At 69.3% G+C, this 24,247-nt stretch carries 19 protein-coding genes; 11 read left to right on the top strand and 8 right to left on the bottom strand.

What is annotated here, in order from left to right:
• The first annotated feature begins 71 nt into the window (after positions 1-71).
• From glnH to ACR4XJ_RS06490, 4 genes are all read left to right on the top strand, one after another.
• Positions 72-818 carry a glutamine ABC transporter substrate-binding protein GlnH gene (gene glnH / locus ACR4XJ_RS06505; RefSeq protein WP_434754454.1) on the top strand — a complete coding sequence of 249 codons (747 nt, stop codon included), beginning with the start codon at positions 72-74 and terminating at the stop codon, positions 816-818.
• A 173-nt stretch (positions 819-991) separates the two neighbouring features.
• Positions 992-1,663, top strand: coding sequence for an amino acid ABC transporter permease (locus ACR4XJ_RS06500; RefSeq protein ID WP_434754453.1), 672 nt, complete (start codon positions 992-994; stop codon positions 1,661-1,663).
• A gap of 33 nt (positions 1,664-1,696) precedes the next feature.
• A complete protein-coding gene (locus tag ACR4XJ_RS06495) occupies positions 1,697-2,425 on the top strand; it encodes an amino acid ABC transporter ATP-binding protein (protein ID WP_434754760.1) in 729 nt (242 codons plus the stop codon).
• A 358-nt stretch (positions 2,426-2,783) separates the two neighbouring features.
• Positions 2,784-4,379, top strand: coding sequence for an RHS repeat domain-containing protein (locus tag ACR4XJ_RS06490; RefSeq protein WP_434754452.1), 1,596 nt, complete (start codon positions 2,784-2,786; stop codon positions 4,377-4,379).
• 13 nt (positions 4,380-4,392) lie between these two features.
• Here ACR4XJ_RS06490 and ACR4XJ_RS06485 read toward each other — a convergent pair whose 3' ends face one another.
• On the bottom strand, positions 4,393-4,818 hold the full coding sequence (locus ACR4XJ_RS06485; protein WP_434754451.1) for a hypothetical protein: 426 nt from the start codon (positions 4,816-4,818) through the stop codon (positions 4,393-4,395).
• Positions 4,819-5,034: 216 nt separating this feature from the next.
• On the opposite strand from ACR4XJ_RS06485, the gene ACR4XJ_RS06480 reads away from it, so the two are divergent.
• Together ACR4XJ_RS06480 and mutY are read left to right on the top strand one after the other, a co-directional pair.
• A complete protein-coding gene (locus ACR4XJ_RS06480) occupies positions 5,035-6,864 on the top strand; it encodes a hypothetical protein (protein ID WP_434754450.1) in 1,830 nt (609 codons plus the stop codon).
• A gap of 113 nt (positions 6,865-6,977) precedes the next feature.
• Positions 6,978-8,243: an A/G-specific adenine glycosylase gene (gene mutY, locus ACR4XJ_RS06475; RefSeq protein ID WP_434754449.1), complete on the top strand. Its 1,266-nt coding sequence runs from the start codon at positions 6,978-6,980 to the stop codon at positions 8,241-8,243.
• A gap of 46 nt (positions 8,244-8,289) precedes the next feature.
• On the opposite strand, the gene ACR4XJ_RS06470 is transcribed toward mutY, so the two are convergent.
• Both ACR4XJ_RS06470 and ACR4XJ_RS06465 read right to left on the bottom strand, forming a co-directional pair.
• Entirely contained in the window at positions 8,290-10,716 is a 2,427-nt protein-coding gene (locus tag ACR4XJ_RS06470) for a hypothetical protein (RefSeq protein WP_434754448.1), read from the bottom strand.
• Between the two features lie 14 nt (positions 10,717-10,730).
• Complete coding sequence (locus tag ACR4XJ_RS06465) at positions 10,731-11,921, bottom strand: glycosyltransferase family 2 protein (RefSeq protein ID WP_434754447.1); 1,191 nt, start codon at positions 11,919-11,921, stop codon at positions 10,731-10,733.
• A 345-nt stretch (positions 11,922-12,266) separates the two neighbouring features.
• On the opposite strand from ACR4XJ_RS06465, the gene ACR4XJ_RS06460 reads away from it, so the two are divergent.
• The 4 genes from ACR4XJ_RS06460 to ACR4XJ_RS06445 all read left to right on the top strand — a co-directional run bounded on the left by ACR4XJ_RS06460 (position 12,267) and on the right by ACR4XJ_RS06445 (position 17,196).
• Positions 12,267-12,608: a TraR/DksA family transcriptional regulator gene (locus tag ACR4XJ_RS06460; RefSeq protein WP_007525016.1), complete on the top strand. Its 342-nt coding sequence runs from the start codon at positions 12,267-12,269 to the stop codon at positions 12,606-12,608.
• 67 nt (positions 12,609-12,675) lie between these two features.
• Complete coding sequence (locus ACR4XJ_RS06455) at positions 12,676-14,607, top strand: glycosyltransferase family 2 protein (RefSeq protein ID WP_434754446.1); 1,932 nt, start codon at positions 12,676-12,678, stop codon at positions 14,605-14,607.
• Between the two features lie 98 nt (positions 14,608-14,705).
• Positions 14,706-16,088 (top strand): protoporphyrinogen/coproporphyrinogen oxidase, encoded by a 1,383-nt coding sequence (locus tag ACR4XJ_RS06450; RefSeq protein WP_434754445.1) that lies wholly within the window; start codon positions 14,706-14,708, stop codon positions 16,086-16,088.
• A gap of 37 nt (positions 16,089-16,125) precedes the next feature.
• Entirely contained in the window at positions 16,126-17,196 is a 1,071-nt protein-coding gene (locus ACR4XJ_RS06445) for a M24 family metallopeptidase (protein ID WP_434754444.1), read from the top strand.
• A 122-nt stretch (positions 17,197-17,318) separates the two neighbouring features.
• Here the strand turns inward: ACR4XJ_RS06445 and ACR4XJ_RS06440 are convergent, their stop codons facing one another.
• On the bottom strand, positions 17,319-18,761 hold the full coding sequence (locus ACR4XJ_RS06440) for a hypothetical protein (protein WP_434754443.1): 1,443 nt from the start codon (positions 18,759-18,761) through the stop codon (positions 17,319-17,321).
• 26 nt (positions 18,762-18,787) lie between these two features.
• Entirely contained in the window at positions 18,788-19,060 is a 273-nt protein-coding gene (locus tag ACR4XJ_RS06435; protein ID WP_434754442.1) for a hypothetical protein, read from the bottom strand.
• A gap of 637 nt (positions 19,061-19,697) precedes the next feature.
• Here ACR4XJ_RS06435 and ACR4XJ_RS06430 point away from each other — a divergent pair.
• Complete coding sequence (locus ACR4XJ_RS06430; RefSeq protein WP_434754441.1) at positions 19,698-20,084, top strand: DUF4911 domain-containing protein; 387 nt, start codon at positions 19,698-19,700, stop codon at positions 20,082-20,084.
• Between the two features lie 139 nt (positions 20,085-20,223).
• Here ACR4XJ_RS06430 and ACR4XJ_RS06425 read toward each other — a convergent pair whose 3' ends face one another.
• The 3 genes from ACR4XJ_RS06425 to ACR4XJ_RS06415 all read right to left on the bottom strand — a co-directional run bounded on the left by ACR4XJ_RS06425 (position 20,224) and on the right by ACR4XJ_RS06415 (position 24,153).
• Positions 20,224-21,651, bottom strand: a complete 1,428-nt coding sequence (locus tag ACR4XJ_RS06425; protein WP_434754759.1) for a deoxyribodipyrimidine photo-lyase — start codon at positions 21,649-21,651, stop codon at positions 20,224-20,226.
• Positions 21,652-21,784: 133 nt separating this feature from the next.
• Positions 21,785-22,594, bottom strand: a complete 810-nt coding sequence (locus ACR4XJ_RS06420; protein WP_434754440.1) for a response regulator — start codon at positions 22,592-22,594, stop codon at positions 21,785-21,787.
• Between the two features lie 575 nt (positions 22,595-23,169).
• A complete protein-coding gene (locus ACR4XJ_RS06415) occupies positions 23,170-24,153 on the bottom strand; it encodes a DNA polymerase III subunit delta' (protein ID WP_434754439.1) in 984 nt (327 codons plus the stop codon).
• Between the last annotated feature and the right edge of the window lie 94 nt (positions 24,154-24,247).

Raw genomic sequence — 24,247 nt, 5'->3', positions numbered from 1 at the left:
GCACGCCGCGCGGATGGATCACGGGCCGTGCGCGCACCGGCGCACCAGCCGCAACAGACCGGAGGAACCACATGAAGCGTCTCATCCAGATCGCCCTCGGCCTTGCCCTGGTGGCCGCGCTGTGCGCCCCCGCCATGGCCAAGAAGCTCGTCGTCGCGCACGACACCAACTTCAAGCCCTTCGAATTCAAGGGCGAGGACGGCAAGTACACCGGCTTCGACATCGAACTGTGGCAGGCCGTCGCCAAGATCGTGGGCGTGGAGTACGAGTTGCAGCCCATGGACTTCAACGGCATCATCCCCGGCCTGCAGACCGGCAACATCGACGTGGGCATCGCGGGCATCACCATCAAGGCCGAGCGCCAGCAGGTCATCGACTTTTCCGACCCCTACTACGATTCCGGCCTGATGATCCTGGTGCGCGAAGGCGACGCCGCCATCAAGTCGGTGGAAGACCTGAAGGGCAAGGTGGTGGCCACCAAGACCGCCACCTCTTCGGTGGACTTCGTGAAGGCCAGCGCCAGCGCCAAGGAAGTGAAGCTGTTCCCCAACAACGACGGCATGTTCTTCGAACTGATGAGCGGCGGCACCGACGCCGTGGTGTTCGACATGCCCGTGGTGAAGGAATTCGCCATGACCGCCGGCAAGGGCAAGGTGAAGACCGTCGGCCCGCTGTACCAGGGCCAGTCGTACGGCATCGGCTTTCCCAAGGGCAGCCCGCTGGTGGCCAAGGTGAACGAGGCCCTCAAGAAGGTGAAGGCCGACGGCACCTACGAAAAGCTGTACATCAAGTGGTTCGGCTACGCCCCCGGCAAGTAGCCCCCGCCCCATTTGACGACGGCGGCCACGGCGGCGGGCATCCCGGCCCCGTGACCGCCCCTTGATCGCACCTTGATCACCCCTTAATCGTTCGGACGGACGCGACGGGGATGGCCGCATGGCCATCCCCTTGCCCGTTCCCGCACCCCGCGAGACCCACCCGAAGGCATTCCATGGCACTGGACTTTCAAGCAAGCGTCATGTGGGAAAGCGTGCCCCTGCTGCTCGGCGGGGTGCACCTGACCATCGTCATCACCCTGGGCGGGCTGGCCATCGGCTTTCTGCTGGGCACCGCCGCCGGGCTCGCCAAGACCGCGCGCGGCAGGCTGCCCCGCGCCGTGGCCGACATCTACGTGGAGGCCATCCGCGGCACCCCGCTCATCGTGCAGGTGATGTTCCTGTATTTCGGCCTGCCGCTGGCCACCGGCATGCGCATCCCGCCGGTGACGGCGGGCATCATCGCCATCGCGGTCAATTCCGGGGCGTACATCGCCGAAATCGTGCGCGGGGCCATCGAATCCATCGACGTGGGCCAGACCGAGGCGGGCCGCTCCATCGGGCTTACCCGCATGCAGGCCCTGCTGTACGTGGTGTGGCCGCAGGCCTTCCGCCGCATGATTCCGCCGCTGGGCAACCAGTTCATCATCTCGCTGAAGGACACCTCGCTGCTGGTGGTCATCGGGGTGGGCGAACTGACCCGGCAGGGGCAGGAGATCATCGCCGTAAACTTCCGCGCCTTCGAGGTGTGGCTGACCGTGGCCGTGATGTATCTGGTGATGACGCTGAGCATCGCCCGCGCGCTGCGGGTGTACGAGCGCAGGCTCAACGCTCGCTCCGGGCGCTAGGGGGATGCCGCGATGAAGACCTGTGAATCCCCCATGATCCAGATCCGCAACCTGCACAAGCGGTTCGGCCAGAACGAAGTGCTGCGCGGCATCGACCTTACGGTCTGTCCCGGCGAGGTGGTGGTGATCATCGGGCCGTCCGGCTCGGGCAAGTCCACGGCGCTGCGCTGCATCAACCGGCTGGAGGAGATCACCTCCGGCAAGGTCATCGTGGACGGGCACGACCTGTACGACCCCGCCACCAACATCAACTACGTGCGCACCGAAGCGGGCATGGTGTTCCAGCAGTTCAACCTGTTCCCGCACATGAGCGTGCTGGACAACGTGACCCTGGGCCCCATCCGCGTGCGCCGCACCCCCCGCGCCCAGGCCGACCGGCTGGGCCTGGCCCTGCTGGAAAAGGTGGGCCTGGTCGACAAGGCCGCCGCCTACCCGGACCAGCTTTCCGGCGGGCAGAAGCAGCGCGTGGCCATTGCCCGCTCGCTGGCCATGCAGCCCAAGGTGCTGCTGTTCGACGAGCCCACCAGCGCCCTGGACCCCGAACTGGTGGGCGAAGTGCTGGAAGTCATGCGCGCCCTGGCCCTGGAAGGCATGACCATGGTCATCGTCACCCACGAAATGGGCTTTGCGCGCGAGGTGGCCGACCGGGTGATCTTCATCGACCAGGGGCGGATTCAGGAAGAAGGCCCGCCGGACGAATTCTTCAGCGCGCCCAAGAACCCGCGCCTGCGCGAATTCCTGGGCCGCGTGCGCCACGCGTAGGCAGGCCCGCGCAGCCTAACGGGGAGTGCGGGACGGGGCGCGCAGGACGTGCAGCCTGTCGGCAGTGACGGGCGCGCGCCACCAAGGCAGCCGGATGCGCGACCCGCGCCACGCGCCGTGCCCGGCATGATGTCCTGAGAGGGGGGAACCGGAATTGTCCGGTTCCCCTCGCTTGTTGCGGCACGGGCCTTCCGTCAGGGTAATGCCGGGGTGGCATGCGGGGTGCGGCAGGGTAACGCCATGGCCGCACCCCCTCCGGACGGCCTTCCCACCCCGGTGCGACCCCGCTGCGGCCGCGCCGGGCCGAAACCTTCATGCTACGGATGCGGCATTTCCACCATCAACCAAAGGAAATACCATGTCCGCCTCCACTCGCGGGCGCACGTTCCGCCGCGCCCCTGCCCAGCGTTCTCCCCGGGCCATGTCCACCGAAGACTTCCTGCGCAACGTGGTGTTCGCCAAGCGGCCCCGCGACGAACGGCCGGCGCCGACCGGCGGGGCAGCGCACGCCGGGCTGGGGTACGGCGCGGGCGGCGCGTCCGGCGCACCCGCCCCCCACGAGCCCGATTCCCGCCCCGGGACCACCACCGGTACCGCCGCCACCCCGTCCGGCGACATCCCGCCCGTGCTGGGCGTGCACTGCGCCTTCACGCCCGAGGGCAGACTGCGCGCCAAACAGGAACACTGCGGGGGGCACATCACCAGCTACGACTACACCCACGACGAGCGCGGTCACCTGACCGAGGTGCGCCGCGACGGCCAGGTGGCGGAACGCTACGCCTACAACGCGGCGGGCCAGCGCACGGAGGCGCGGGTGGCCCCGCTGCCCGGCATGTCGCGCGACGCGCTGCGGGCCATGGAGACGGAGCGCGCCTTTGCCTACGACGCTGCGGGCCGCCTCGTGCGTGCCGGGCGGGCGCGCTACATGTACGCCCCGGACGGCAGCCTGCGGTGCACGGAAGAGGGGCGCAACAGCACGTGGTTCTATTACGGAAATGGAGGAAATGCCGACGCCGGAGGCGCGCCCCATCACCCCCAAGGCCAGCTTGTCCCGGTGGCCCTCGATTCGGTGGTGCTGCCCGGGGGCGACATCATCCGTTACCGCTTCGGGCAGCACGGCATGCCCTTCCTGGTGCTGCGCAACGACGCGCCCAGCGAGGAATACCAGTGGCTCGACCCGTTGCGCCTGGCCTGCTTCCGCGACCACCGCACCGGCTCGGACTACACCTTTCACTACGGCGGCGACCGCGTGCCCGAGGCCGTCACCGTGCACGGGCCGGCGCTGGACAACCTTGAAGGGGGCCTGCTGGACCTGTCCATCTTCCGCAAGGACGGCGAGGCCGCCCCGCCGCCGCGCTCCGTCACCTTCCGCATCGGGCGCGACCAGGTGGGCACGGTAAAGGCCCTGATGGACCCGGACGGCAAGGTGGTGAAACGCCTGGAGCACGACAGCTTCGGCAACCTCCTGCTGGACACCTGCCCGTATTTCTACCTGCCGCTAGGCTTTGCCGGGGGGCTGGTGGACCGGCATACCGGACTGGTGCGCTTCGGCTTCCGCGACTACGACCCGCGCGCCGGACGCTTCACCGCGCCCGACCCCTTGGGCGACACCGGCGGCGACCACGACCCCTACGACTACTGCGTGGACGATCCGGTCAGCGCCTTCGACCCGCTGGGGCTTGAAGGGGCAGGAATTGCCCGCAATGTCGCCCCGTTTTGGGCTCCTTATGGCTCCAAAGAAAAGCAACGTGTGCAAGAAATCCTTGGAGACAAGGGACAGGAGCTTCGCAAGGGCATGAAGAGCATCCAGGCACTGGATGAAGCAACATCCCCCATCTCATGGGGATTCGCCGTGCCTGATCTGGTAGACGCGGTTCTGCAAGAAACAAAACGAATATGGAGAGAAATCGATCACCCACGCGACAAGAATACAGGGAAATTTATCGATAAATAACGGAAAAGCGGCGTCACCGAGCGCCGCTTTTTTTTCCACTTTTCAACAATGCTCCATAAACACACAGCACTAAAAAATAGAAAATGAGCATTGCCCCTTTTAATGCCTTGTTTATATCCAAAGGATCATTCCAAAACCATAGTATATTGAAAGGAATCATGTTCAGACCAGGAATCCTTCCGGGGACACCAGAATAGAATGAGATGACAAACAAGGTTGCCGCATAAGAAACAACAATTTTCAACCCCAATGTTCTGAATTTGGTATGCCTCAAGGCGAACGCGGCGAGCCCGAAGACAACTGCCCGTATCAGATGCGCCACAACTACATATACAGTTCTGATGCTATGAGAAGCATTAAACAAATCCCAAACCAAATAATCGACAATCACGAAAACCAACAACAGCACGACAATCGCATTTTTTCTGAACGTGCTCACGCGTCCCCCTGCAAATCTAAATTTCACAGCCATGCATTCCCATTTTGTATATTTGACAATGCGATAACACAAGCCAACAATCCATGCCCCTGAGAAACAAAAAACGCATACCCGCGAATAACCCGTCCCGACCTGCGCCGGTACCGCCAATACTGGAAGTCACCCCTGACATGCGATATGACTTGGCGACTTCCGGCACCCACAGGCAGGGTTCTCATGCGCATGCTCCGTTGCTTCCTGTTCACGGTCACGCTGGCATTCTGGCTGGTTCCCGGCGCACTCCACGCCGAAAAGATGCCCCAGGCCAACCCGCCCTATCCCACCATGCCCATGCGGTACGAGGAATGGACGTGGGAGGGCACGGTGGACACCATTCCCACAACGCTGATCATGCGCGGCTGGTCCAACAACGAGGGCAGCTTCGTGGGCAGCGGCGTGTGCATCCCGCAGAAGGGGGTCCCACGTTTCGTCACGGGCGGCATCTTTGCCCTGTGGTGGCCGCTGGCCAAGGGGATGCGCCTTTGGGAGTGCCCGCCCGGCGCGGCGGCCTGCACCCCCTGGTACGGCGACACCTACAGCGAAGACCCCACGGAGTTCCGCGCGCGCGAAGGCTACATCGGCGACACGCCCTCACGGTTCGAGTTGCGCCGTACCCGGCGCGCCGCCCTTGACGCGCCGCCGCCTCCGCCGGTCCGCCCCCTGCCCGTCCCGCCGCAGGCCCTTGCAGGCCCCCGGCGGGGGGACTTGCTGGAGCATCCGGGGCTTGCGCAACAGTTGGCGGGCATGCTGTCTCCCGAACACTACGAGATCGTTCAGGGCATGAGCCAGTGGGAAACAGCCCCCTGCTTCATGGGGTCGCAAGGCAGCCTGCTGTGCGCGGGCACGTCGGACGGATGGCCGTGGTACCGCATCGCCCTGGCCGTAAACCCGCAGGGGCGGGTGGACGTGCTGCTGTACAACTTCTTTTCCTCCCGCGCCGACACATGGCACTACACCAACGACACCCGCGACGTGGCGGCCCTGCCCGGCGACATCAACGAGGCGCTCCGGCTGTGGCCGCTGGAGAGCGACGACCCCGATCCCACGCGCGACGACCTGCCGTGGATGCACCTTGGCCCACTGAGCACCCAGACCTTCCCCATCGTCGCGCCCGCCACCCCCACCGTGCCGGTGCATGGCGAGGAGCGCACCTGGACCGGCACCCTCGACGGCACCCCCGTCACCGTGACCATGCGCGGTCAGGCCGACGCGGAAGGCCGGTTCACGGGGGCCGGCACCGGCATCGAAGAGGGCAGGCCGCCCTTTGCCGTGGCGGGCGCGGTGTTTCCCCATTGGCCGTCCGGCGCGAAGGGCATGTGGCTCTGGGGATGCGCGGACGGCGCGGATCGCTGCCTTCAATGGAACGCCGACGTGCACGGCACGGACTGCACCCGCAACGGCATTGCCCAGTGGCCGCGTCCAGGCGAGGGCGACCGGTTTGCCGACAGGCAGCTTTCGCTGTGCCTGACGGAACGCAAGCCCGCTCCCCTGCCCCCTTCCGAAGCTGTTGCCCCGCAGCCCATGCCCCCGGAAGCCTTCGAAAACGTCATGTATTTCGAAAAGGTGCTCGCCATGCCGGGCATGGCGCAACGCCTGACGGCCCTGCTGCCCCCGCCGCACTACGAACTGCTTTCCACCCTCAGCCTGCTGCCGTTCGACCCGCAAAGCATCCCCGAGCACTACACCGGCGAAGGGGGATGCTGCCTGACCGGTCCCCAGGGGGCGGTGTGCGCGGGCAGCGCCGCATACGACCCGAGCGTGCATCTGGCGCTGTTCGTGAGCCCGCAAGGACGGCTGGACGTGCTGATCCATACTCCGCAGGACGAACGGACACCGCGCGCATGGCACTACACCACTGATGCCGCGAACGCGGCCACCCTGCCCGAACACCTCGACCGCACGCTGGCTCTCTGGGGCATTCCCCGCGACCGCCGCATTTCGTGGATGCATGTATCCGCCGTGCAGCAGGAAACAGCGGACACAACGGCGCAGTCCGTCGCCCGGTAGCGCCGCGGCCGCCGGGACGGAACGTGCCGGAACGCGGGCGGCGGCCCCCCACGGCACGGGCGTGCAGTTCCGCGCCTTGCCAGCCGCGCCGTGCGTGCGGTACATCCCCGCCCATGCCCGCCCGTGACACCTTCCCCCATTCCGCATGCGCCAGTGCCGCCCCCGGCCTGTCGGAGACTCTGCCGGACGCAGCGCCAGACCGGTCCCCACCCGACGTCGCCCAGCCCCGCGGCCTGCCCACCCCGGCCTTTGCCGCCGCCTTCGCGCAGGCCCTGCTGGACTGGTTTGCCGTGCACAAGCGGCCGCTGCCGTGGCGGTTCGGCTACGAGCCGTATTCGGTGTGGATTTCCGAGGTGATGCTGCAACAGACGCAGATGGAGCGCGGGGTGGGCTACTTCCTGCGCTGGATGACCCGATTCCCCGACGCGGCCAGCGTGGCCGCCGCCAGTGAGGACGAACTGCTCAAGGTGTGGGAAGGACTGGGCTATTATTCGCGGGTGCGCAACCTGCACAAGGCGGCGAAAGCCCTGGTGGAGCGGCACGGCGGCGAACTGCCCGACGACCCGGAGGCCATCCGCGCGCTGCCGGGCATCGGCCCGTACACGGCCGGGGCCATCGCGGGCATCGCCTTCAACCGCGACGTGACCTGCATCGACGCCAACGTGGAACGGGTGCTCTCGCGGGTGTTCGACATCGACACCCCCGTGCGCGCCCAGCCCGCCGCCGGGCGCATCCGGGCGCTGGCCGCCGCGCTGCTGCCCCCCGGCCGCGCCCGCGACTTCAACCAGGCGCTCATGGAACTGGGCGCGCTGGTCTGCCGCAAGAAGCCGCAATGCGCTTCATGTCCGCTGGCCAGCCTGTGCGAAAGCCTGCGCCTGGGCATTCCCCACGAGCGGCCCGTGCCGGGGCGCAAGCAGCCCATCACCCCGCTGGAGGTGGCCACCGGCGTGCTGGTGCACGGCGGCCGCATCTACATCCAGAAGCGGCCGGACGAGGGCGTGTGGGCCGGGTTCTGGGAATTTCCCGGCGGCTGCGTGGAGAAGGACGAGACGCCGGACGCGGCCATCGTGCGCGAATACGCCGAGGAGACCGCCTTCCGTATCGCGGTGCGCGACAAGTTGGCGGTGATCCGCCACGGGTACACCACCTACCGGGTCACCCTGCACTGCTACCTGTGCGCGCTGGACGATGCGCCCGGCGGGGGCAACGGCTGCGGGCCTTCACCGGCGTCCGCGCCGCCCGCTCCGCCGGTTCTCGACGCGGCCACCGAGTACCGCTGGGTGGAATTCGCGGAACTGCCGCGCTTCACCTTTCCGGCCGGGCACCGCAAGCTCATCGACCAGTTGACCACCGACCTGCGCTTCGCGCCGTACCGGTAGCGCATTTTCGCGCGGGGCCGCCTTTCGCCCCTTCGGGCGGCGCGCCCTACGGACGGCGGAACACCACGAAGCGTTCCGTCTCGTCCACCGCGCGCCATTCCCGCCGCACCCGCGCGGGCACGGAATAGCGGGTGCGCTCGTACCCGTCCGGGGCCACGGTGTCCATCTGGTCGCGCTCCATGAACACCACCACGTCGCGGGCCACCAGAAGGCCGTACACCTCGTCCACCCGGCCGTTGATCTCGCCGTCCTGCAACCATTCGGCGGGCAGGGCGGGCCTGTCGCCGGTCAGCAGGTACGCCAGCGGAAAGCCGGGCAGCGTCTTGTAGTTGGCCCCGTACCGCGCGCGCAGTTCGCGCAGGTCGCGCAGGGTGCCCAGCAGGGTGTCGTCCACCTTCACCCCGGACAGGCGCGGGAACACCGCGCCCGCGTCGTGCACCAGCGCGGCGCGGGGAAAGGGCCGCTGCGGAAACACGTAGGGGTACTGGAACCCGGCCCGGAACATGACCAGCCCGCAGACCAGGGCCACCCACGCCAGCGTCGCCGCCCGGCCGCCCAGGCGCACGTGCGCCAGCATGGCCGCCAGCCACAGCGGCGCGGCGAAGAAGGCCGGGGTCTTGTAGCCCCAGCTGATGCCCGTGGACCACGCCAGCAGCAGCCCCGCGCCCAGCAGCACGGCGGCCCTCCCCGCCGGGGGGATGGCGGGGGAAGGCGTGGCCGCCGGGGCGGGAGCAGCCTCCGCGCCCACGGCGAAGCGCCCCAACAGGTCGCCGCAACACAGCACGCATACCGCGCCCACGGTCACCAGAAACAGCGGCCAGTCCGCCCCGTAGCCGATCCACGCGCGGGTGGCGGCCACCGTGTACAGGTAGTCCGCCGCCAGCAGCAGCACATACAGCACCAACGGCTGCACGCCGCCGCGCGGCCTGCCGTCCAGCACCGCCCATGCGCCCCACAGCAGCAGGGCCAGCGCGGGCAGCCGCAACTCCTGCGTCAGGTACACCACGATGCCCGCCTGCAACGCCTCGCCCAACCCGGACTGGCCGCCCATTCCGGTAGTCATGGCCCGGAAGCCGTCCCACGCCCCCGCCGCGTGCAGCAGCCCGGCGAACACGGCGAAGGACGCGGCCGCGCCCAACGCCGCCAGCCCGCCATCGCGCCAGTGCAACTCGCGCAAGCGTGCGCGCAGAGGGGCGGAGGCGGCAATCCCTGCGGGGACGCCGGTATCGGCCATCCCTCGCCCGGCCACCAGCGCGGCCACGGCCACGCCCAGCGGCATCAGCGCGTACGACTGCTTGGTCAGCGCGCTGGCCGCCGCCAGCACCCCGGCCAGCAGCGGGTGCCCGGTCACCACGGCGTACAGCGCCCCCGCGCCGAACAGCACCCCTTCCACCGTGTGCCACGGCATGGGCGGAAAGGAATGCACCGACCACACGAAGCCCAGCGTGGCCAGCAGCGGCAGGGGCACGCCCAGGCGGCGCAGGTCCACGGCGCGGGCCAGGTACAGCGCGCCCAGCCACGAGGCGGCCAGCATTTCCGCGTAGAATCCCGCCTTGCCCGCCAGCACGGAGACCCGCTCCGGCGTCAGCCACAGCCAGAAGGCGTGCCAGTACAGCGACAGGGGCGGCTTGACGTAGAAGAAGTCGCGGTAGGGCACCTCGCCCAGCAGGATGCGCCAGGCATGCCCGTAGAAGAAGCCGAAGTCGGTGGTGTCCATGCCGTAGGGCGCATAGGCCGCCACGTAGGCCACGGGCACGGCCACGGCGAGGAGGGCCGCCAGCCGGGCGGGGGTGACCATCCCGCGCAGCGGTCCCCGCTGCGCGCCGGACGGGGCAGGCACGTCGCCACACGCCCCGAGCGCGCCATCCCCGCCGCGCCGCCGGAAACTGTACAGCTTGTGCCCCGCGAAATTGACCACGAACCCGGCCACGATGCCCGCCGCGTGGCAGCCGCCCTCCAGCGCGCGGCCCATGACCGGGGCGAGCAGCGCGCCCAGCCCCTGCGGCAGCACGGCGCGCCAGGCGGCCGGGTCGTGCAGGGCCGCGCCCATGCCGCCCGCGCTGGCGGCCATGGCCGTTCCCCCGCCCATTCCCCCGTCCATTCCTCCGCCTGGGGACACGGGCCAGCCCGGCAGCAGCACCACCAGCGATTCCGCTACCCGCAGAGCGGCCACGGACACCACCCACACCACGGCCATGCCCGCGTGGGCCACCAGCACGAAGCGCAGGCACATGGCCGCGTCGGGCCGCCGCACGCCGAAGGCCCGGCGGTACGACAGCAGGAACACGATGACCATGCCGGTGTAGGTGGCCAGCAGCACGCCCGCCTCGAAGCCCGCCAGCTCCGACCACGCGAAGCGCGACACGAAGTTGGCCAGCGTGCCGATGACGGACGCCTGAAGGTACAGGAAAGCCTGCCGGGCGGTGGCGGACGAAGGCGGGCCGGACGGCGGGGAAAGGGGGGGCTGCTCCATGAGAATTTCGGACATCAGGCGTGGTGCGGACCGGAATCGTCGCGGGGGACGCCCGGGGAAGCCGGGGCGGCATGCGGGACGGGTTGCGCCGCACCGCAGGCGGGGCAGCGCCCGCCGCCGGTGATTCCCGCGCCAACGGCATCGCCCTTGTCCTCTCCCGCGCAGGGTGCGTCAAACCCCACCCGCCGCCGCACCACGTACTGCGGGCGGCGCTTGACCTCCTCGTACACCCGGCCCAGGTATTCGCCGATGATCCCCAGCGAGACCATGACCAGCCCGCCCAGGGTCAGCACGGTGACCATGAACGAGGCATACCCCGCCACGTCCTTGCCGAACAGCAGCGTACGCCCGGCGATGACCGCCGCGTAGAAGAACCCGGCCAGGGCCACCACCATGCCCAGGTAGCTCCACACCCGCAGGGGCAGTGTGCTGAACCCGGTGATGCCGTCGATGGCGAAATTCCACAGCTTCCACGGCTTCCACTTGCCCGTGCCCGCCGCGCGCGGGGCGCGGTCGAAGCCGACGGGCACCTGCCGGAAGCCCACCCAGGTGTACAGCCCCTTGGTGAAGCGCACCCGCTCGGGCAGCGCGTTCAGCGCGTCCACGGCAGGGCGCGAGAGCAGCCGGTAGTCGCCCGCGTCGGGCACGATGGGGTTGCCGCTCACCCGGTTGAACAGCCGGTAGAACAGCCGCGCGCTGACCCGCTTGCCCACGGTGTCGCTGACGCGGGCGCGGCGCACGCCCACCACCACCTCGGCCCCGCGCTCCCAGGCGCGCAGGAAGTCGGACAACACCTCCGGCGGGTCTTGCAGGTCCACGTCCATGGGCACCACGGCGTCGCCGCGCGCGGCCTGCAACCCGGCCGCCAGGGCCAGTTCCTTGCCGAAGTTGCGCGAAAGGTCCACCAGCTTCACGCGGGGGTCGCGGGCGTGTTCCGCCAGCAGCACGTCCAGGGTGCGGTCGCCGCTGCCGTCGTTCACGAACACGAACTCGAAGTCGTAGGGCTCGCGGTCCACCACCGCCCGCACCGCGGCCAGAAAGATGGGGACGGCGTCCTCCTCGTTCAGCACCGGCACCACCAGCGACACGGTGCGACGGCACGCCGCCGGACCCGCCGCGTTGGGCGCGCCCACGGACGCGGCGGCAGCGGCGGGACTGTCGGCATGTGTCGTGGACGGCGTTTCGTCCGTAGGGTGGGGCATCATGCATGGCACATAGCCCATCGCACGAATTCCGGCAATGCGACGAAAATGCAGCGCGCCCGCCATGCGCGCCGGAACCCGTCATGCGTCAAGGGCTTGGAAAGCGCGGGCAAATGGGGTAGGGCTGGATTCTCGTCCGGGTTCCCATGCGGACGAAGCTCCGGCAACCCATGGCGGCGCCCCCGGCGGCGCACGAACCGTGTCGGCTGATCGGCATGCGCCGTTCCGCCCCACGGCGGTTTCCTGCGGCGTTTCGCCCGGCGCGGCGCGCCAGTGCGACCCGCCGGACCGCCGCGACGGACCCAGCAACCACCGCCCTTCCCGCTCGCCCCGGAAGAGAGCAGCACGATGACCCCCAACGACAGACAGAAACTCCGGGACCGGATCGTCGCCGATCTCGCCCGCATCGCCCAGGACATCGAGGCCCTGAAGGAGCTGACCAAGCCGGTCCCCCCCGGCGCGGACGGCATGGACGAGGTGTCGCGCATGGACGCCATCCAGAACAAGAGCGTCAACGAGGCCGCCCTGGCCCAGTTGCGCAACCGGCAGGTGGGCCTGGAATACGCCCTGAAGCGCATCGACGAGGACGACCCCGACTTCGGCTTCTGCGTGGAATGCGGCGAGCCCATCCCGCTGGCCCGGCTGATGGCCATGCCCGAGGCCAGCCGCTGCGTGAATTGCGCCGACTGATCCCGGCCCGCGCCTTTGTTTCGCCGCGCGCCCCGCGCCGGGGTGCGCCACCGACAGGGACGACGCCATGCCGCACGCCTCCCTTGCCCTTGCCTGGCAGCGCTTGCCGCTGTGGCTGCGTATCCGCCTCGCCCACGGCAGCGTGGGGTCCGTCCACCGGCTGCGCTGCGCGGCCGACGCCATCGCCCGCTCGCAATCCCCCGCCACCCCGCCCGACGGCCTCGCCGGGCGTGACGCCCTGCTGCGCACCGGCCGCGAACTGCTGCTGGCCGCGTGGGAGGACGACCCGTGCAACGGCCAGTTGGCCGGGCAGGTGCTGCTGCTGGATCAGCGGATGTCATGGCTGCACCCCGCGCTGGCCGCGCTGCTGGCCGCCGTGCACGGGGCGTGGCGGCGGCCAGCCGATCTCGCCCGCTACGAACGGCTGGCCGCCCAGGCCGACTGGGTGCGCCTGCAACGCCACGTGGACGCGGAGCGCGAGCGCGACCCCGCCAACCTGTTCTGGGTGCACCAGGCCGTGGCCGTGGGCGAACTGTCCGGCGACCTGGACTGGCTGGGGGACCACCTGAGCCGGGCCGAGGCCGTTCTCGCCCGGGCCGCCGTAACCGGCGCCGCGCCGCCTCTGGCCCCCCTCTTCGCCCATCTTTCCGGCTGCCTCGCGGCCAACCGCGCCTCCGGTGGCGACGAGGCCACCGCCGCCCGCCACCATGGGACGGCGCTGGCCCGCTTCCGCGCCGCCGCGCGGGCCGTGTCCGGCCTGCCGGGCAGCGGTGCGACGCCGGGCTCCGGTTGCTGGCTGGCCCCGGTGGAGCATGCGGGCCACTGCCTGGCCCGCCTGGGCGACGCCCCCGCCGCCCTGCCCCTGTGGGATGCGGTGCTGGCCGCCCGGCCGTGGCATGTCAATCTTGCCCTGCGCGCCCACGACGCCTGGCGCGGCGTGGACGCCCCGGAGGCCGCGCCCGCCGGGTCCACCGCCGTGCTGCTCTATTCGTGGAACAAGGCGGCGGAACTGGACACCGCCCTCGCCCACCTGGCCCCCGGCCTGCCGGACGTGGCCCGCATCGTCCTGCTGGACAACGGCTCGACCGATGGCACCGGCGGCACCGGCGGCACCGGCTCCACCGGCGACGTGGTGCGCGCCTGGGCCGACAGGTTCGGGGCGGACCGCTGCACCGCCGTGCACCTGCCGGTCAACGTGGGGGCCGCCGCCGCGCGCAACTGGCTGATGCGCCTGCCCGAGGTGGCCGCCTGCGACTTCGCCGCCTATCTGGACGACGACGCCGCCGTGCCGCCCGACTGGCTGCGCCGCCTGGCCGGTGCGGTGCGCCGCCAGCCGGACGCCAGCGCCTGGGGCGGCCGCACCCTGGACTGGCACGCCCCGTACATGGTCCAGTCCGCCGACCTGCACCTGACCGCCCACTTCCGCGCGCCGGAAGGAACCCCGCCGGACCTCGCCGCCTTCGCGGACGACACCCCGCCCCCGGCCGGCAACCCGGCTGGCGCGGCTGGCGGGCCGCAGCGCGACGTCCTGTCCCCGGAGGTGGCCTTTGCCGCGTCCCGCGCCCATGCCCTGCCCTTCTCGGTCAGCGACCTGCACGCCCAGGTCACGGACATGGGCCGCTTCGACTACCTGCGGCCGTGCATCTCGGTGACCGGATGCTGCCACCTGTTCCGCACCGCCGAACTTCTGGCGGCCGGGGGCTTTTCGCTGTCCCTGTCGCCCTCGCAGTACGACGACCTGGAGCACGACCTGCGCCGGGCGCGCGACGGGCGCATGGCCTGCTACACCGGCTTTCTGCCCGTGCGCCACATGAAGCGCAGCGGCAAGGCCGTGCGCATGGGCGCGGCGCAGTTCGGCAACGGCCTTGGCAACCGCTACAAGCTCTCGGGCATGTTCGACGCGGCCGAAATACTGGCCATGCGCCGCCGCGAGTTCGAAGCGCTGGAACGCGATTTGCTGCGCAAGCTGGCGGCCCTGGGCACGCGCACGGGTTCCTGACGGGAGCCCCCTGCCCCGCGCCGATACGACCATCGCCCCCGCCACCGGGGCACACGGCAACCGCGCGGGCGCACCGCGCGCACCACGCAGGACACCGCATGCACGTCAAATACCTGATCATCGGCGCGGGCCCCACGGGCCTCGGCGCGGCCTGGCGGCTGGCGGAACTGGGCGAACGCTCCGTGCTGGTGCTGGAGCGCAACCCCCATCCCGGCGGGCTGGCCGCCAGCTTCCGCGACGAAGCCGGGTTCACCTGGGACATCGGCGGGCACGTGGTGTTCTCGCACTACTCCTACTTCGACAATCTGGTGGAAAGCCTGCTGGACGGCGAATACCTGGAGCACATGCGCATCGCGCGGGTGCGCATCGCCGACCGCTGGGTGCCCTACCCCTTCCAGAACAACATCCGCCACCTGCCGGCGGAAATGCAGTGGGAATGCGTGCAGGCCCTGCTGCCCGGCCACCGGCGCGAAGAAGCGCCCGCCAACTTCGCGGAATGGTTCGAATACGTCTTCGGCGCGGGCATCGCCAAATATTTCATGCGGCCCTACAACTTCAAGGTGTGGGCCACCCCGGCCGAGATGATGAGCTACCAGTGGATCGGCGAGCGGGTCAGCGTCATCGACCTTGAAATGGTGCTGCGCAACCTGGTGCTGCAACTGGACAACGTCAGCTGGGGCCCCAACAACCTGTTCCGCTTTCCGCTGCGGGGCGGCACCGGCGAAATCTTCACCCGGCTGGCCGCGCGCCTGGGCGACACGGTGCGCCTGAACACCCCCGTGACCGCCGTGGACCCGGCCGCCCGCGCCGTGCGCACCGCAGGCGGTGAAACCATCACCTACGACAGGCTGCTGACCACCGGCCCGCTGGACATCCTGATCCGCGACCAGATCGGCGCGGGTCCCGCCGCCGCCAGCGTGGGCGACGGCCTGCGCGCCGCCGCCGGGCAACTGGCCCGCAACGGGGTGTACGTGGCCGGGGTGGGCGTGGACGGCATGCGGCCGGACGACACCCGTAAAGACGACACCTGCTGGATGTACTTTCCGGAATCCAACGCGCCCTTCTACCGCCTGACCAACTTCCACAACTACTCGCCCAACAACGCGGCCCGGCCCGGCCATCAACGGGCGCTGATGGCCGAAACCTCGTGGTCGGACCACAAGCCGGAACAACTGGATACCCTGATGGACAAGACCATCGAGGGGCTTGTAAACATCTCCATGCTCCACCCCGAGGAGCGGGCGCGCATCGCGTCGCGGTGGTCCATCGCCGTGGACTACGGCTACCCGGTGCCCACCCTGGGGCGCGACGACGCCCTGCGCACCCTCCAGCCGTGGCTGGAAGCGCACGGCATCTATTCGCGCGGGCGCTTCGGCGGGTGGAAGTACGAGGCCGCCAACATGGACCATTCGGTCATGCAGGGCGTGGAATGGGCCGGGCGCATGGTGCTCGGCGAAGAGGAAACCACCTACAAGCTGTAATGCGGCCGCCCGCCGGGCGGTCCGATCCGAGACCACCATGAATGCACAACGCTACGAGGCGCGGCGCGAAACCCTGCGCGCCGCCATGCGCGCGCGGGGCCTGTCCGCCCTGCTGGTCAGCCACGCGGCCAACCGCTTCTACCTTTCCGGCTTCGAACTGCACGACGTGCAGTTGAACGAGAGCGCCGGGTACCTCATCGTCACCGCCGACGGCAACGACTGGCTGTGCACCGACCCCCGCTACCTCGACGCGGCCCGCCGCCTGTGGCCCGAGGAGCGCGTGTTCATCTATTCCGGCGACGCGCCGGGCCAGATCAACGGCCTGCTCAAGGACAAGGCGCGCGGCACAGTGGGCTTCGAGGCGCGCGCCGTGACCCTGGACTTCTTCGACAAGGTCTCGCCCGGCCTGACCATGGAACGGGCCGACGGCATGGTCGAAGAGATGCGGGTGATCAAGGAACCCGAAGAAATCGAGCTGATGCGCCGCTCCGCCGCGCTTAACCACCGGCTCATGGAATGGGTGCCCTCCATCCTCGCGCCCGGCCGCACCGAAGTGGAGGTGGCCTGGGACATCGAGAAGTTCTTCCGCGAGAACGGGGCCAGCGAACTGGCCTTTTCGAGCATCGTGGGCGTGGGCACCAACGGCGCGCTGCCCCACTACGCCCCCGGCGACGTGCGGCTGACGGAAAACTGCCCGGTGCTGGTGGACGTGGGCGCGCGGCTGGACCTGTACTGCTCGGACCAGACCCGCACCTTCTGGGTGGGCGACAAGCCCGCCGACCATTTCACCCGCGCGCTGGAGCAGACCAAGGCCGCGCAGGCCAAGGCCATGGAGATCATGCGCCCCGGCCTGCCCGTGGCCGACGCCTACCGCGCCGCGCGCGCCCACTTCGAGTCGGAAGGGGTGGCCGCCCACTTCACCCACGCGCTGGGGCACGGCATCGGCCTGGAAACCCACGAGCCGCCCAGCCTGAACCCGCGCAACGAAATGGTGCTCAAGCCCGGCATGATCGTGACCGTGGAACCCGGCCTGTACTACCCCCAATGGGGCGGCATCCGCTGGGAATACATGGTGCTGGTCACCGGAGACGGGGTGGAAATCCTGTAGCGCCGCCGCTACTGCGCAAAAATTCGGAACGGCCGGCTTCCCTTGCGGAAGCCGGCCGTTCCCTGTTGCATAATCAGCTCCCCGATCCGTCCCTCCGGGGGGGGACGGACGTGGGGTACCCCCTATGCGGAGGTGGAGCTGACCACCTGGTGCACCAGCAACTGTACGTCCGATTCATAGCCGCCGGAAACCCCGGCGTCGAAAGTGCCCACGGTCATGCCCGCCGGCCCGTGCCAGTCCCCGGAATGGGGACCGGAGGCGGAGAACAGCGCGGTATCGCCGGTCGAGGGACCGGGCAGGGGAATGTCCCCGGCGGTGCCGAAGTCCAGCAGGTCCGCCGCGTTCAGCGTGGCGCCGGAGCCCCCGTGCGGGCCGTCGCCATGCCCGGCGGAGGCCACGGGCTGGCCCGGCAGGCTGGCCAGGCGGTCAAAGCCCAGCGCCGCGCCGTCGGCGGCGAAGACGTCGTGCAGCCCGTCGGCCGGGGTGGCGTGGGAGCCGGCCGCGCCATGGGTGGAATGGGCGTCGCCGTCCGCTTCCGGCGCCATGAGGGCCGTGGAGGCTCCATGGTGTGAAGCGCCCTGTTCATTGTCGGCATCGTGTCCGGCATGGCCGGAGGACTCTGCGTCGACGCCGGACAGCGCCGCGAGCGCGGCCGCGCCGTGCACCACGGTTCCGTCCGCCACCTCGTAGCTGACGTCCGCGCCGTCGAACACGCTGTTGCCGAACAGGTCGCGCAGCGCGTCGAGGTCCGACTGGCCCGCGCCGTGCATCACCACGCGCACCGCCTCGATGCTCATGTCGCCGAACGTGCCCAGCAGCCAGTCGAAGTAGAACTCCTCGAAGGCCACGTAGCTGTCCGCGTGCAGCACCAGCGTGTCGTACCCGTCCCCGGCGTGCAGCGTCAGGCTGCCCGACCCCACCGCGCCGTTGAGGATGATGGTGTCGTCGCCGTCGCCGCCGTCGCCGCCGTCGATGCGGTTGGTGCCGCCGTTCACGGCGTGCAGGCCGCCGGTGATGTCCACCACGTCGTCATGCGCGCTGCCGGTGATGGTGTTGGAGGCGTTGCGGCCGTTGGCGAACATGGCCACGGCCGAGCCGCCCACGTCGCCCGCAACGGTGGAGGAACCCGTGGCCGCAGCGTGAATCCCCACCGTGCCCGAAGCCGACAGGTCGTTGGTCCCCGCCGCGTTGGCGTAGAGGGCCGTGGCCGACATCTGGTTCTGAAGGTTCGAGTGGGCATGCGGGGAGTTCAGGGACGCCGCGTCCTTGTTCGCTTGCGAGGCGGCCACGGAAACCTTCACGTCGCCGTCGCTGGCGGTCAGGGTGTTCACGCCCGACAGCGAGGCGTAGAGGCCGGTGGCCCCGGTGACGCCGCGCACGTCCACGGTGACGTCGCCGTGCCCGGCCATCAAGGTGTTCGCCGAGTTGTTGAAGCTGGCGTACATCCCTTCCGCGAACCCGGTTTCGGACCTGACGTCCAGGCTGACGCCCCCGTCCACGGAAAGCAGCGCATTCCGCCCGCCGTTGGTGGCCGAGAGGCCGTAGGCGGCGGTGCGGGCGGACACGTCGATGTCGATGGCCCCGCCGGCCGTCAGGGTGTTGGAGGCCCGGCCGCGCCTTCGCCGGCGGCGGGCAGCAAGGCGGGAGCAAGCGCGCTCAGAAAGCCCTTGCCCGTGAGCAGGGTTCCGTCCTGCTCCTCGAAGGAAAGGCGCAGGCCCGTCTCGCCTTCGAAGAACCCGGTCAGCACCACGCGCCCACCGTCCTCGAAGGAAAAGACCAGGTCGTCGCCCTGGCGCGCCAGCGTGGCCGCATCCATGGAACCATCAAGTTGGAAGGTCATGTCGGCGGCGACTTCCAGCCGCATCTCGCCGCCTGCCCCCGGGGCGGCCAGCACCATCCGGGGGCCGACAGTATTGGGCGGCGTGGTTTCAGTCATCATATTTGAATTTAAAGTCATACATCATTTCTTTGTAGTATTACATGCACAAGGCACGCGGATAGCCTGGCCGGCGCGATGCGCACCGGCGGCGAATTTCCCGTGACGCAACGGTCCGGGATGCTCTGTCGTGGTTGATTTCAGAATGGTATTATATACACGAATTCTTTTCCGCGAGCCGCATAGATAAACACACGAAATGCGCTTTTCAACATGTTTTGAACAAATTCATCAAAAAGTAGGGTTTTCAAAAAAGAAGGATTTGGGCTTTTATCCATGATTTCATGCCACTCGAAAAATGCACCAGTACAACACAACATCGCACCCCCGCGTCATTTCGCTGTTTATGCACATTTTTCGTAGTTCACTGTGCAAGCCCGTGGGGGTCTCTCCCCATCGTAAGTACTTACCGACACAACGGAGCACCAGCGTTTCCCTTCCCGGCACGCCCTGTCCGGCAAGGGGATCGGTCTTGACAGCATTTCCCTGAACGGCGCATCATCGCGCCCGCCCGCTTTACCCCCAAAAACCCTACCCTCCACCCTACCTCTCCACAGGAGCAGCCGTGGCCCGCAAACGTCCCCGCAAGCCCGCCCCGCCGCTGCCGCCGCCGCGCGAATCCGCGCGGCTGTATGCGCGCATGGCCCCCCGGCACATCGCCATGTTCCGCTTCCTGCTGGAGGCACAGGACAACCTGGGCTACATGACCGTGCTTGATCGCGGCATCGGGGGGGGCGCAGGTGGCGGCGGGACCGTGGGCGCGGCAGGATGCGTGGACGACGAAATCGACGCGGACACCAACGGCACCGCCTCCGGCACGGGTGCCGACGCGGCGCTCAAGGTCGTGTTCTCGCCTCACCAGGAACGGGAGATGCGCGCCTTCCTGGAATCCATGCGCGCCGCCATCCCCTTCGAGATCTTCGAATCGCCGTTGCGCGCGCAGGCCGGGTAGCGCCCCCGCCCGCAGCCACCCGGAACACCCGCGCACACCACAAACAGCCGGGGCGCGCCATATGGCGCGCCCCGGCCGTCTCATGCCTGTCTTTCCCGCCTCACCGGGCTTCGGCCGCATGACCGCCCCGGCGTCCCGCTCAGACCGGCGCGCCCTGCTCCCCGGCATCGCCGCGCAGCACCTGCATGCGCCGGACGTACGCGCCCACGTCGAACTTGGAGCGCGCCCCGTTGTAGGTCATGGAGCGGATGGCGCCCTGCACCGGCCGTTCACCCCACGGCCTGTCGTGCAGTCCTCCTATTGACCAGGCGATGCCGGTGTAGCCATTGCTGTCGCGGCCATCCAGGAAATAGCGGTCGTTCAGGGCCACGGCCGCGCGCAGGGCGTCCTCGGGCGTGGGCGACCACACCAGGATCTGCTTGGCCCAGTACATGCGCAGGTAGCCGTGCATCCGCCCGGTGAGCGCCATTTCCGTCTGGGCCGCGTTCCACAGCGGGTCGGCCGTGCGCGCGGCGGCCAACTGCCCCTCGTCGTACAGGGCCGGACGCGGATCGTGCCGGTGCTTGTCCAGGGTGGCCAGCGCCCAGTCGGGAAAGCAGGTGGTGGCGTCGTAGTCCTGCGCGTGCAGGCAGAAGTTGTCGGCCAGTTCGCGCCGCACGATCAACTCTTCCAGGAAGGAGTCGCGGCAGTCGTCCGGCGCCCCGGAATGGGCCTGGACCGCCAGCGCGGCCCGCTGGGCGGACAGCATGCCGAAGTGCAGGTACGGCGAAAGGCCGGACACCCCGCCCGCGTTGGGGTCGTTGCGCAGGTGGTAGCGGTGCAGGCGAGTGCGGACGAAGTCGTCCAGCGCGGCGCGGGCAGCGTCCTCGCCGGGCTCCACGGGGGGGATGCCGGGCAGCGGGCCCACCTCCGCCACGCTGCGATCCACGGACAGGCCGTCGCGCAGGGCCGCCCAGTCGACTTCCGGGACAGGCAGCGGCCATGGGGGGACAGGCACGGAAGGCGCGGGCGGCAGGGCGGGGATGGGCGTCAGGAATTCCGGCAGCAGGCGGCGGATTTTCGGGCGCAGGGTGCGGGCCGCGTATTCGCGCCTGGACGAGGCCGCCCGGCAGGGCACCACGTTGCGGCCGTCCACCTCGTGCAGTGGACAGAACCCGGCCAGCCCCCGCGCGGCGGAGGCCAGCCACGCCCGCTTCACCCGCAGCACGTCGAAGTCGGTGACCACCAGCGAGGCGCCCACCGAGCGGGCATAGCGCACCGCCTCTTCCGGCGGGTTGCCGCGCAGCACGACAAGCGGAATTCCCACCGCCGCCAGATGGCGCGAGGTCTCGGCCATGCCGCGCAGCAGGAAGCCGTACTGGCGGATGGCGGCGCCCAGAAAGCCGTCGGCAAGGCACCATACCACGGCCAGGGGTACGCCCAGCCGGGCGGCCTCGGCGTGGGCGTGCAGCAGCGCCCAGTTGTCGCGGGCGCGGTGCTCGCGGTGCATCCAGTACAGCACCGGACCACGGCCGGATTTTCCGGCACGGGCGGCGCCGGCGTCGCGAGCGGGGATGCCGCCATGCATGCCCACCACGCGGCGTGGGTCCATGCCCGCCGGATGTCCCGGCAGACGTCCAGACGGACATCCAGACGGACATCCAGGCGAGATGTGCGCGTCCAGCGACGCCATGCCTCCTCCCTGTCGCGCCGCGCGCGCCTCAGCGAGTTTCCAGCGACTCCATGCACGACTTGAGGTCGCAGATCATGTCCAGCACGTCCATGTTGTGGTTGACGCGCCAGTAGAACTCCTCGACCTCGAAGGGCTTGGTCAGGAAGTCGTTGGCTCCGTTCTTGAGGAATTGCGCGGTGAGCGGGCCGGACCCCACCGAGGACACCCCGATGATGGCCACGCGGTCCATCTTGTGGCGGCCGCGCAGTTCGCGCACCAGTTCGATGCCGTCCATGTTGGGCATCTGGTAGTCGGTGATGACCAGGCGGGTATGGGGATGCTCCTCGAACACGGCCAACGCCTCCACCCCGTCCCCGGCTTCCAGCACGCGGAAGCGCTGCACTTCCAGCAGCTTCCTTATCTGGGCGCGCTGGGTGCGCGAATCGTCCACCACCAGCACGGTCAGGAACTGGTTCTTGAACACCCGTTCCAGGCTGGCCACCATGGGGTCCATGTCCTGGATGGAACCCTTGAAGAAATAGTCCACCACGCGCCGCTCGATGAACCGGCGGCGGATTTCGTCGTTGAAGGTGGCGGTGAGCACGATGGACGGCACCTTCCAGGCCAGGCACAGGTCCACGGCCTGGCCATCGGGCGCGTCCGGCAGGTTCAGGTCGATGACGGCGATGAAGATCCGCTGGCCGTGCTCGCGCAGCAAGGCTTCGGCATCCTGCATGGTGTGGGCGATGAGGGTGTCGAACTGGGTAAGCGCCTGAATCTGCTTGCGGATGATTTTCGACTGCACGTTGCTGTCTTCGATGATCAGCACCGTGCGCGGCACTTCTGCGGTCGTGTTCATGCGGCCTCCCCGGCGCGGCATATGTCCGTGTGGATGCCCGGATGCTACACGCTCGGCAGGGGGCACGCAATGCCGCACAAGCCCGGCAGCGCGGAAATATCACGAAAAAGGTCTTGTGTTACGGAATGTTGCCCGCACCGCCCGGACGGATCTTCCCCTGCCGTGCGGGGCAGGGCGGGGGTGAGGCGGCGGACCACAAGGGACTGCCGCCAAAGCAGGCTTTTTGTCCGTTGGCAAGGAAAACGAGCCTGCCATGTAGGGAGTGCCGCAGCCGTTAGGCGAGCGCGTAGCGCGAGTCTTACGGATGAGGACCGCAGAGCGCGGCAGCCGTTATGCGAGTCTTCGAGCATTACGGATGGCGACCGCAGAGCGTACTCTTCTCGTATTCGACCAAGCCTTAGCCGTTAGGCGAGCGCACAGCGCGAGTCTTACGGATAAGGACAGCAAAGCCATGGCAGGCGAAGTTTGACCGCGTTGCGCACGATGTCCGTAGGGCTCGCAAGCTCGCCCACGGCCACGCTTCGCGCCCTTCGGGTCGGAAGCCAACGGGCAAAAAGACGATTTGGCGGCTGCCCCTAGCGGACGCCGAGAAACAGCCGCGTGGCCAGCCAGTCCATGACCAGGGCCGGGTTCACCGGGCTGGGGCTCAGGGACAGGGCTTCCTGCGCGGCGGCCAGGGCTTCGTCGCAGCGGCGCAGCCGGGCCGGGTCCATGCGCTCGGCCAGCAGGCGGCCCAGGGGATCGGCGGCGCGTCCGGCCAGCACGTCGGCCAGGGCGCGCTGGCAGTGCAGCACCACGGCTGCGGCCAGGGGGGCGTCCAGGTCGCCCTTGCGGGATGTCCGCTCCATCCAGCCGCCTCCGGTCTGGATGAACTCCACCAGCGCGTCCAGCCAGTCGCGCACCGCCGGGGACGGCGGGAGGGCGTCGGTGGGCCAGGCCAGGGTGAGCACGAAGCTGCGCGACACCAGCGTGGGCAGCAGCCGTTCGCGCTGGGGGGCCAGCAGCACGAAGCAGGTGGTGGGGCGGGGCTCTTCCAGCGATTTCAGCAGGCCGTTGGCCGCCTCCACGCGGGTGTGGGCATCCACCAGCACCACCACGCGCCTGCGGCCCTCGCGCGGGGGCTCGCCCAACAGGCCGCGCAGCGCCCGCACGTTCTCTATGGAAAAGGAGCCTTCCTCGGCGCTGGGCTTGTTGCCGTCCAGCACCACGAGGTCGCGGTGGCCGCCCCCGGCCATGCGCACGCACGACGGGCAGGACAGGCAGGGGCGCGCGTCGTCCGGGATATCTTCCGGGCTCTCGCAGTTCAGCAGCGCCGCCCAGTACAGGGCCAGGGCCATGCGTTCGGCGGCGGTGCCGCCCTCGGCCAACACCACCTGCGGCGGCGATGCGGCCAGCGCGTGCAGGTGGGCCACGGTGCGCCGGTGCCGGGGGTCCAGCAGCGGGGCCACGGCCTCGCGCGGGTCGGGCGGCGGGGCCGGGGCTGCCGTGGCGGCTGGCGCGGCGGCGGCCGCGCGGCCGCGTCTGGGGGCTGCGGTGGTGGAGGCAGTGTCGTTGGCCATGGCGATGTCCGAAGCGGAATACTGGGTGATGCCCGGATGAGGTGACGCGGTCACGCTGCGGGGCAACGGAAACCGCCCCAACGCCGGGCCATGC

Origin of the sequence: Nitratidesulfovibrio sp. D1 (genome assembly GCF_051133415.1) — a bacterium.
Lineage (GTDB): Bacteria > Desulfobacterota > Desulfovibrionia > Desulfovibrionales > Desulfovibrionaceae > Cupidesulfovibrio.
Note: the sequence above shows the minus strand (reverse complement) of the source record. Positions and strands in the feature narration are given on the sequence as shown.

Excerpts from the sequence above, each read along its gene's own strand:
- ACR4XJ_RS06415 (WP_434754439.1), bottom strand. The coding sequence starts at position 24,153 with ATGGCCAACGACACTGCCTCCACCACCGCAGCCCCCAGACGCGGCCGC.
- ACR4XJ_RS06445 (WP_434754444.1), top strand. The coding sequence starts at position 16,126 with ATGAATGCACAACGCTACGAGGCGCGGCGCGAAACCCTGCGCGCCGCC.
- ACR4XJ_RS06490 (WP_434754452.1), top strand. The coding sequence starts at position 2,784 with ATGTCCGCCTCCACTCGCGGGCGCACGTTCCGCCGCGCCCCTGCCCAG.
- ACR4XJ_RS06460 (WP_007525016.1), top strand. The coding sequence starts at position 12,267 with ATGACCCCCAACGACAGACAGAAACTCCGGGACCGGATCGTCGCCGAT.
- glnH (WP_434754454.1), top strand. The coding sequence starts at position 72 with ATGAAGCGTCTCATCCAGATCGCCCTCGGCCTTGCCCTGGTGGCCGCG.
- ACR4XJ_RS06455 (WP_434754446.1), top strand. The coding sequence starts at position 12,676 with ATGCCGCACGCCTCCCTTGCCCTTGCCTGGCAGCGCTTGCCGCTGTGG.
- ACR4XJ_RS06450 (WP_434754445.1), top strand. The coding sequence starts at position 14,706 with ATGCACGTCAAATACCTGATCATCGGCGCGGGCCCCACGGGCCTCGGC.
- ACR4XJ_RS06420 (WP_434754440.1), bottom strand. The coding sequence starts at position 22,594 with ATGAACACGACCGCAGAAGTGCCGCGCACGGTGCTGATCATCGAAGAC.
- ACR4XJ_RS06465 (WP_434754447.1), bottom strand. The coding sequence starts at position 11,921 with ATGATGCCCCACCCTACGGACGAAACGCCGTCCACGACACATGCCGAC.
- mutY (WP_434754449.1), top strand. The coding sequence starts at position 6,978 with ATGCCCGCCCGTGACACCTTCCCCCATTCCGCATGCGCCAGTGCCGCC.
- ACR4XJ_RS06435 (WP_434754442.1), bottom strand. The coding sequence starts at position 19,060 with ATGCGGCTGGAAGTCGCCGCCGACATGACCTTCCAACTTGATGGTTCC.
- ACR4XJ_RS06470 (WP_434754448.1), bottom strand. The coding sequence starts at position 10,716 with ATGGAGCAGCCCCCCCTTTCCCCGCCGTCCGGCCCGCCTTCGTCCGCC.
- ACR4XJ_RS06500 (WP_434754453.1), top strand. The coding sequence starts at position 992 with ATGGCACTGGACTTTCAAGCAAGCGTCATGTGGGAAAGCGTGCCCCTG.
- ACR4XJ_RS06480 (WP_434754450.1), top strand. The coding sequence starts at position 5,035 with ATGCGCATGCTCCGTTGCTTCCTGTTCACGGTCACGCTGGCATTCTGG.
- ACR4XJ_RS06495 (WP_434754760.1), top strand. The coding sequence starts at position 1,697 with ATGATCCAGATCCGCAACCTGCACAAGCGGTTCGGCCAGAACGAAGTG.
- ACR4XJ_RS06425 (WP_434754759.1), bottom strand. The coding sequence starts at position 21,651 with ATGCATGGCGGCATCCCCGCTCGCGACGCCGGCGCCGCCCGTGCCGGA.